The organism is Anaerostipes sp. MSJ-23, assembly GCF_018918155.1.
Classification (GTDB): Bacteria; Bacillota; Clostridia; order Lachnospirales; family Lachnospiraceae; genus Anaerostipes.
Map to the genome: position 1 here is coordinate 1 of NZ_JAHLPY010000033.1, position 1,719 is coordinate 1,719.

The window sequence follows — 1,719 nt, forward strand, 5'->3', positions numbered from 1 at the left end:
CTGACACTCCAACAGCTAAAGCACGTTGGGTTCTTATATACATTCACTTCCAAATATACTCGAAAGCATATGAGACTAATGAACTTCTACAAAACTTTCACTACCAAAGATACCATTGCATCCATTAGCGATAGCATAAGGCTCATGTCAAAACCTATTTGTATATTTTCTTTTTCAAATTGCGATACTACTTAAATTCTTCTTACCAGTTAGTCTGTCTACTTCTAAATTATGAAGTCGATAGAAATTTTCAAATCTATCATTACACTTATCAATATTAAAACTTTTCAAGTCATCACTTATATTCATTATTAAGAAAGCGCTGTACATATCCCTTTGAATTTTTATACCATCGAAATCATTCCATCTTTGTGATAAAGTTTTCTTTGTATATGTTTTATCAAAATGATTAAACTGACTTGCTTTCGCTTCAAATGTGTTTATTTCTATTAATTTCTCGCCAAAATAATTTAGTTTTCTATCTGTTATTGTTAATAACATAGATGGCGCTTTGTTTGCTAATGATTTACCGAAACGTTTCTTTTTCTTGTACTTTCCTTTATCATTCTTTTTAGTATTTTTAGCACGTTTCTGAAGTCCTGCAAAATTCATTTTCTCAACATATACTTTATTTCCAAGAGATATAATATAGTTTGCTAAACATTCATGCTGATACTTTCTTATATCTGCTTGCTTTCTATATAATTCCTTTAATTCATTTTGATATTTAATATAGTGATTTGATTTGTTCCATCTGACTTTCTTATTTCCTTGTTTTTTAATAGTTCCATCTTCATTATAATTATCTTGATTAGTAGCTCGTCTTGACCTATCCATCTTTCTCAGAATTTTCTGTTTCTGGTTTTCAATATTCTGGACTCTATCAGCAAGTTCTAATATTTTTACATCGGATTGGCTTGAAATAGCAATAGTTCTAGTTCCAATATCCAAACCAACATCACCATTACCAATACAATGTTTAATTTCACCAGTTTCAGTATCCACTTTGACAGGTGGATTTCCTTTAAAGACTACTTGAACATAGAATTTATATTTATTTCTTACATATTTCCTAATAATTCTGTTGTAGCAAATATCGCATTGCATAGCCTGATATTCATAATGATTGTTATAATCAATTAAAATTGGAATTTTTAACCCATTCCAAACAAGAGTATCATTAATTATTCTGATTCCTGTTTTGTTAGATTTTCCTTCAAGTGAATTTAATTCACCATATTTCTTATAATAAACTTTCTTGCCATTTCCATAGAATAATTTATCATAAGATTTCCATAATGCTGTTGCAATCTTTTGAGAAGTAAAAGAATCAATATTATTTTTAAAATGTTTTTGCATTTTCTTTACGTCTTCATGAAATGAATATTCTGACATGTTATATTGTTTTCGCATATCGTTTATTTGTTTCCAAATTTCTTTATCAGACTTTTTATTCTCAGACAACGAAGATAGAAGAGTACGATATCTCTTAGTTTTAATCATTTCCTTATAACGTTTCTGTGTTACATTAACTAAAGAATTATAGATTTTTCTTCCAATCTCAAAACGCTTATTTAAAATATCTTCTTGATATTTTTCCGTTTTTAATGGAAATTCAACAATAAAGTTTGCCATAATATTCACCTCACTTTCTAATATAATATTCTCTTTTTCTAATATCTCTTCTTTTGATTTTCTACATACTTTTTAATTGTTTCG

1 protein-coding gene is annotated in these 1,719 nt (G+C 27.8%); it reads right to left on the minus strand.

The window, feature by feature from the left end; translation table 11 throughout:
* Window positions 1-174 precede the first annotated feature (174 nt).
* Window positions 175-1,635 carry a transposase gene (locus KQI71_RS12210; RefSeq protein WP_216436390.1) on the minus strand — a complete coding sequence of 487 codons (1,461 nt, stop codon included), beginning with the start codon at window positions 1,633-1,635 and terminating at the stop codon, window positions 175-177.
* Between the last annotated feature and the right edge of the window lie 84 nt (window positions 1,636-1,719).

What these genes read in the sequence shown, in the direction of transcription:
- KQI71_RS12210 (WP_216436390.1), bottom strand. Translation starts at nt 1,635, where the DNA reads ATGGCAAACTTTATTGTTGAATTTCCATTAAAAACGGAAAAATATCAA.